This is a genomic window from Brevibacterium rongguiense, from assembly GCF_009857845.1.
GTDB lineage: Bacteria > Actinomycetota > Actinomycetes > Actinomycetales > Brevibacteriaceae > Brevibacterium > Brevibacterium rongguiense.
In genome coordinates this window covers 1-6,643 of record NZ_WWEQ01000091.1, presented here as the reverse complement: position 1 = coordinate 6,643, position 6,643 = coordinate 1, and the positions used below count along the sequence as shown (strand labels likewise).

Genomic DNA, 6,643 nt, shown 5'->3' with positions numbered 1-6,643 from the left:
CGCTGGGTGCCCCCGGGGCCGCGGCCGAGGCGCGCGGCGGCCGGCGCTGGCAGGGCGCCTCGGCCCCGGCCTCCGGCGACGATCCCGTGGCGGAGGTCGCGCACTACCAGGAGGAGCTGCGCGCCACGCCGGTCGACGCCACGGGGTTCAAGGTGGAGCGCGGGGCGCTGCAGGTGGCCCTCCAGCAGCCGGGATACGTCAACGCGAAGCTCTTCGACGCGCTCAACGGCAAGGTCTTCTCCGATCCCGCCCACCGCGCAGTCCACCAGGCCATGAAGGACGCCGGCGGGATCCGCACGGCGATCGAGGATCCCGCGAACTGGCCGGAGAAGGTGCGCGAGGCCGCCGACGATCGGGTGCGCGGCCTCGTCGGCGAGCTGGCCGTGCGGCCGCTGCCGGCCGCCGACGCCGCGGGGGTCGAGCGCTACGCGCGCGGGATCGTCGCGCGCCTGTTCGACAAGGACATGGTGCGCATCGCGGGCCAGCTGCACTCGCGGCTGCAGCGCACGGACCCGGGGGACGCGGCGACGAGCGCGAAGCTGCTCGAACAGCTCACAATCCTCGAGCGCCAGCGCGAGCGCCTGCGCCAGCTCATGTGAGTACGGCTCAGGTCAGCGCGGCTCACGGCTGCGCCCGGCTGGCGGGCTGAGGCCCCGGCGCGGCTCAGTCGATGAGGCCCAGCTCGCGGGCCTTCGCGACCGCCTCCGTGCGGGTGGCCGCGCCCAGCTTGTCGAAGACGTGGACGAGGTGGGTCTTGACGGTGGCCTGCGAGATGAAGAGGGACGCGGCGATCTCGCGGTTCGACTCGCCGGTGGCGGCGGCCTCGAGGATCTCGAGCTCGCGGCGCGAGAGCGCCACGGCCGGATTGCTCAGGCGCCTGGCGAGGCGCTCCGTGACGGTGGCGGACATCGCGCGCCCTCCCGCGGCGGCGCGCTCGACCGCGGCGATGAGCTCGTCCGCCGGGGCGTCCTTGAGGATGTAGCCCGCCGCGCCGGCGGAGATCGCGTCGATGACGAGCCGGTCGGTTTCGAAGGTCGTGAGGATGAGCACCGGCGGGCCGTCGGCCGTGCGGATTGCGGCGGTCGTCGCGATGCCGTCGCCGTCGGGCATCTGGATGTCCATGACGACGAGGTCGAAGCCGGCCCCGTCCGGCGCGGGGGCGGCCAGCGCCTCCTGCGCCTGCGCCCCGGAGGACGCCTCGGCGGCCACCCGCACGCGGCCCGAGGCCTCGAGCACGGCGCGCAGCCCGGCGCGGACCACGGGGTGGTCATCGACGAGGAGGACGGTGATGGGGCTCATTGGGGGCGCTCCTCGGCTGCGGGGGACGGGGTCGGCTGCGTGCGGGCGGGCAGCGGCAGGCGCAGGGAGACGGCGGTGCCCGCCCCGGGCTCGGATTCGACGGCGAGGTCACCGCCGGCGGCATCGGCGCGCCCGCGCAGCGCGCGCAGGCCGAAGCCCGCATCGGCGGCCGGGTCGAAGCCGCGCCCGTCGTCGACGACGTCGAGGCTGAGCGCATCGGGCCAGTAGGCGAGTCCCACGTGGGCGCGGCGGGCCCCGGAGTGGCGCAGCACGTTCGACAGCAGCGACTGGGCGGCGCGCAGCACGGCGGCGGCCGTGTCCTCGGGCACGCGGGCCGGCTCGCCCTCGACGCTGGCCTCGACGGAGAGGTCGAGGCCGATCGCCGCGGCCGCCTCCTGGGTGCGCCGCGCGAGCGCCGCGATCTGCTCGGGCAGGTCGGCGGCGGCGGACTCGGCCGCGAAGAACGTGCGCGCCTGGGCGAGGTTCTCCGCCGCGGTGGACTCGATGAGGGCCAGGCGGCCCGCCCCCGCATCGGACTCCTCACCGGCCGCGCGCGCGGCGCGGGCCAGCAGGATGATCGAGGAGAAGCCCTGGGCCAGGGTGTCGTGGATGTCGGCGGCCAGGCGGTTGCGCTCGGCGAGGCGGCCGGCCTCGTGCTGGGACAGCGCGAGGTCGCTCTGGGCCGCCTCGAGCTCCGCGAGCGCGCGCTGGTGGCGCAGCGAGTCCTCGACGAGGCGCCGGTAGAAGACGCTCACGAGCACGGCCAGCGCCGCGCCGAAGACCGGGCCGATGACCACGGCGGCGTCGAAGCGGCCGGGGGAGTGGAGCGCCTGCGCGAGGGCCACGCAGCCCACGAGCGCCGCGATGGCCAGGGCGGCCCAGGCGCGCGGCAGCAGGTGGATGGCGAGGAAGAACAGCGGGAAGGCCAGCCAGGAGAAGTTCGCGTCCATAAGGACGAGCCCGCACCACAGGCTGGCGCAGACGGCGAACCACGCGGCGGCCAGGGGGCGCGGGTCGAAGCGGCTGCCGTGGTGGGCGTGGCGGATCTCCGCCGAGGTGCCCGCCACGTACACCGCGGCCAGCGCCGCGGCCAGCGCGCAGATGAGGACCGCGGTGGCGGCCCCGGGCCGGGCTGCCAGGCTGCGCAGCAGGCCCAGGGCGAGCAGGGCGGCAAACGACACGTGCAGGGCCACGCGCATCCAGCGCAGCAGCTCCGCGGTCGTGCCGCCCGTCTTCTCCATGGCACCCAGCGTAGGCGAGCGCGCCATCGCGGCGGGCTGTGGGCGGGCTCCCGCGCGGGTCGAGCCCGGACGGCCCACCCTCGCCTTTGATCGGCCCCGCGGCGTGGGACACCCCGGTCCGCGCTGTGAGACCGCCCACGTTTGTGCACTTCGTGCAAGTTTGCATTTGGCGAAAACTTGCATGGCGTGCAAAATTGCACGGTGAGCACATCCCAGGACCACGCTGCCGACTGCGTCTCGCTGCGCGAGCGCAAGGCGCGCCAGACCCGCCAGGCGCTGCAGGACGCCGCGCTCGACCTCGTCTCCGCCGGCACGCTCGAGGGCGTGACCGTCGCCCAGATCGCCGAGCGCGCGGAGGTCTCGCCGCGCACGTTCTTCAACTACTTCTCCTCGAAGGAGGACGCGGTCGTGGGCCTGAGCGCCGAGGCGATGAACGCCGAGGCCCGCCGCGCGGTCATCGCCTCCCTGCCCGAGCGCTCCACCCCGGTCGAGGAGGTCGCCTACGCGCTGCGCGCCGTGTTCTCCAAGATCGGCGGCAAGCCCTCGAACGGCCGCCGGCTGCGCCACCTCATGGGCCAGTACCCCCAGCTCGTCAACCACCGCATGGAGATCACCCGCGACGTCGAGTCCGACCTCGTCGAGGCGATCGCCGAGCGGCTGAGCGCCCGCGGCATGGCCCTGGGCGACGAGGACAGCACCCGGATGCTCATCCTCGTCTGCAAGGCCGCGCTGCAGCACACCTACCGCACCCTGCAGTCCGACCCCTCGTCCTACGAGTCGGAGGAGGCGGCCGAGGCCGTCTTCGCCGACTCCGTGCATCTCCTTCGCTCCGTCATCGAAAGGCTGTCATGACAGACACCGCAATCGCGCAGCCCGCCGCCCGCGGCGCGGCCGGCGCCCCCGCCCGGGCACAGGGCGCCGCGGCGCCCGTCGTGCGCGGCTCGCACCCCGTGGCCGAGCAGCCGGCCATGTCCCCCGGGGCCATCGTCTTGCTGTTCATCGGCCTCATGGTCGCGATGTTCATGTTCTCGCTCAACCAGACGGTGCTCGCCACCGCCCTGCCCACGATCGTGGGCGAGCTCAACGGCGTCGACCAGATGCTGTGGGTCTCCACGGCGTTCATGCTCGCCTCGACGATCATGATGCCCATCTACGGCAAGATCGGCGACCTGTTCGGCCGCAAGCCGCTCTTCATCTTCGCGATCCTCATGTTCCTCGTCGGCTCGACGTTCGGCGTCATGGCGCACAGCATGGGCGTGCTCATCCTGGGCCGCGTGTTCCAGGGCATCGGCGGCGGCGGGATGATGATCCTCTCGCAGTCGATCATCGCCGCCGTCGTCCCGGCGCGCGAGCGCGGCAAGTACATGGGCATCATGGGCGCCACGTTCGCGGTCTCGTCCGTCGCCGGCCCCCTCATCGGCGGCTGGATCACCGAGGGCCCGGGCTGGCGCTGGAACTTTGCGCTCAACTACCCGCTGGGCGCGCTGGCGCTCATCGCCGCGCTCATCTTCCTCAAGGTCCCCAAGCACCACGACGGCCCGCGGCCCAAGGTCGACATCGCCGGCATGCTCATCATCGCCCAGTTCACCACCGCCATGGTGCTCGCCACCGCGTGGGGCGGCCACCAGTACGACTGGGACGACCCGATCATCCTCATGCTCATCGGCGTCGCGGTCATCGCCGCGGTGACGTTCGTCTTCGTCGAGCTGCACGCCCCGAATCCCATGGTGCCCATGACCCTGTTCAAGGACCGCAACTTCGTGCTGTGCACGGTGGCCGGCCTGTTCCTGGGCGTGGCGATGTTCGGCGTGCTGTCCTACATGCCCACCTACCTGCAGATGGTCCACGGCATCGAGGCCACCCTCGCCGGCTTCATGATGGTCCCCATGATGGGCGTCATGCTCATCGTCTCCACCGCCGTGGGCTTCATCGTGTCGAAGACGGGGCGCTACAAGTGGTACCCCGTCATCGGCATCGCGATCGTGGGCGTCTCGCTCGTCATGCTCTCGCGGCTCAAGGCCGACAGCTCGCCCGCCGAGGCGATGATCGGGCTGGGCGTCATGGGCCTGGGCCTGGGCCTGAGCATGCAGATCCTCGTGCTCATCGTGCAGAACTCGTTCCCCGTGTCCATGGTGGGCACGGCGACGGCGTCGAACAACTTCTTCCGTCAGATCGGCGCCACGCTGGGCATGTCGATCATCGGCTCGCTGTTCACCAACCGCCTCATGAACAACCTCCAGGAGGGCATGCAGGGGCTGGGCGCCAATGCGCAGAAGGCCGCGGGCGGCAGCTCGAGCTCGCTGACGCCCTCCCTGGTCAACCAGCTGCCCACCCCCGTCCACGACGTCATCGTGGGCGCCTACAACGACGCCCTCGTGCCGATCTTCCTGTGGGTCGCCCCGCTCACGCTCGCCGCCGTCATCATCCTCCTGTTCGTCAAGGAGAAGGAGCTGGCCACCCGCCTCGAGCCCAATGCGGGCACCGAGCGCGAGGTGCTCGGAGACGACGCCGAGGCGCCGGACGAGGACCGCGCCCAGGAGCCCCGCGCTCACGAGGAGGCCCGGGCCGAGGAGCTCCGCGCTCACGAGGCCCGCGCTCACGAGGTGACCGCGCAGCAGCCGCAGGCGCGCCTCGGGCACGGCCCAGCCGGTAGTGTGGCGCTCACGCCGCCCGTTCCGGCCCGCGCCGGAGTGCAGGCGCAGCCCGCCGCCTCCCAGGAAGGCCCCGCCCATGCCGGCACTGACGATCCTCAGCAGCCCCCAGCGCCAGCGCAGCGCCCTCGACGGGGTCCTAAGCACTGACGGTGCCCCGGGCGCCGATTGGCAGGTCCGCTGGGTCGAGGACCCGGCGGACCTGCCGGCGGCGCTGCGCGGGGCGGATGCCCTGCTGCTGTGGGACTTCACCTCCCACGCCCTGCAGGGCGCGCTGGGCGGTGCAGACCGGCTGCGCTGGATCCACTCCGCATCGGCCGGCGTCGACCAGCTGCCCTACTCCGAGGTCCGCGGGCGCGGCATCACGGTGACGAACGCCCGCGGCATCTTCGACCGGCCCATCGCCGAATACGTCGCCGGCTGCCTGCTCGACTTCGCCAAGGACACGCACCGCTCGGCGCGGCTGCAGGCCGCCCGCGTGTGGCGCCACCGGCTCACCGAGGACCTGGCAGGCACGCGCGCCCTCATCGTGGGCACCGGCGCGATCGGCCGCCAGATCGCCCGGACGCTTGGCGCACTGGGCGTCGAGGTCGCCGGCGCAGGCACCCGGGCCCGCGGGGGCGACCCGGACTTCGGCGACGTCGTCGACTCCGCGCAGCTGGCCGCCCACGTCGGCGCCTTCGACTGGCTCATCAACGCGGCCCCGCTCACCCCGGCCACCACGGGGCTCATCGACGCCGCCGTGTTCGCCTCGATGCGCCCCACCGCCCGGCTCGTGACGATCGGCCGCGGGCCCACCGTCATCACTGACGACCTCGTGACCGCCCTGCGGGACGGGCAGATCGCCGGGGCCGCGCTCGACGTGGTCGACCCCGAGCCGCTGCCGGAGGACCACCCCCTGTGGGCGCTGCCCACCGCGGTGCTCACGCCGCACATGAGCGGGGACACCCACGGTTGGGAGCGCCGGCTGGCGCAGCAGTTCGCCGCGAACCTCGAGCGCTTCGAGGCCGGGCGCCCCCTGGAGAACACGATCGACCTCGACAAGGGCTACGCGGCATCGTGAGCGCGGCTGAGGACCGGCCGGGCGTCCCCGTGGACGCTGCCGCGGCCGTGCAGGCGCCCCGCACGCGCCTGCTCCACGCCGCCACGACCGAGCTCATGGCCGCCCGCCTCACGACGTTCTTCACCGCAGGCCTGCTGGCCGTGGCCCTGCTGGGCGCCGCGGTGGGCGCGGGAGCGGGCGCGCTGCGCGCCCAGCCGCACGACCTCGTGCTGCTCTTCGCCGCGACGACCATGGCGCTCGTGGGCTGCGCGGCCGGGGTCTTCGCGCTCGTGAGCCTGCGTGCGCTGCGCCGCGATGCGCTCACTGACCTGCAGCACGGCCGCCCGCCGCGCGCCCGCCGCGCGCGCACGCCGGCCGCGGCCTGGACCGCCCTGGCCTGCGGAATCGCG

At 73.5% G+C, this 6,643-nt stretch carries 6 protein-coding genes and 1 pseudogene; 5 read left to right on the top strand and 2 right to left on the bottom strand.

Going from position 1 to position 6,643, the window contains the following annotated elements:
* Positions 1–599: pseudogene (locus GSY69_RS13190) on the top strand (DNA primase); the annotation flags it as partial.
* Positions 600–663: 64 nt separating this feature from the next.
* On the opposite strand, the gene GSY69_RS13185 reads toward GSY69_RS13190, so the two are convergent.
* A complete protein-coding gene (locus tag GSY69_RS13185) occupies positions 664–1,299 on the bottom strand; it encodes a response regulator (RefSeq protein WP_160954296.1) in 636 nt (211 codons plus the stop codon).
* On the bottom strand, positions 1,296–2,540 hold the full coding sequence (locus GSY69_RS13180) for a sensor histidine kinase (RefSeq protein ID WP_160954295.1): 1,245 nt from the start codon (positions 2,538–2,540) through the stop codon (positions 1,296–1,298). Before GSY69_RS13180 ends, GSY69_RS13185 begins: the two co-directional genes overlap by 4 nt.
* Positions 2,541–2,741: 201 nt before the next feature.
* On the opposite strand from GSY69_RS13180, the gene GSY69_RS13175 reads away from it, so the two are divergent.
* The 4 genes from GSY69_RS13175 to GSY69_RS13160 all read left to right on the top strand — a co-directional run.
* On the top strand, positions 2,742–3,392 hold the full coding sequence (locus GSY69_RS13175) for a TetR/AcrR family transcriptional regulator (protein ID WP_160954294.1): 651 nt from the start codon (positions 2,742–2,744) through the stop codon (positions 3,390–3,392).
* Complete coding sequence (locus GSY69_RS13170; protein ID WP_160954293.1) at positions 3,389–5,341, top strand: MDR family MFS transporter; 1,953 nt, start codon at positions 3,389–3,391, stop codon at positions 5,339–5,341. Before GSY69_RS13175 ends, GSY69_RS13170 begins: the two co-directional genes overlap by 4 nt.
* The gene (locus tag GSY69_RS13165; RefSeq protein ID WP_160954292.1) at positions 5,271–6,254 is read left to right on the top strand and encodes a D-2-hydroxyacid dehydrogenase; all 984 of its coding nucleotides are present in this window, start codon (positions 5,271–5,273) and stop codon (positions 6,252–6,254) included. Before GSY69_RS13170 ends, GSY69_RS13165 begins: the two co-directional genes overlap by 71 nt.
* Positions 6,251–6,643, top strand: a 393-nt coding sequence (locus GSY69_RS13160; RefSeq protein WP_160954291.1) for a hypothetical protein, incomplete at its 3' end; no start/stop codon positions are given. The genes GSY69_RS13165 and GSY69_RS13160, both read left to right, overlap by 4 nt.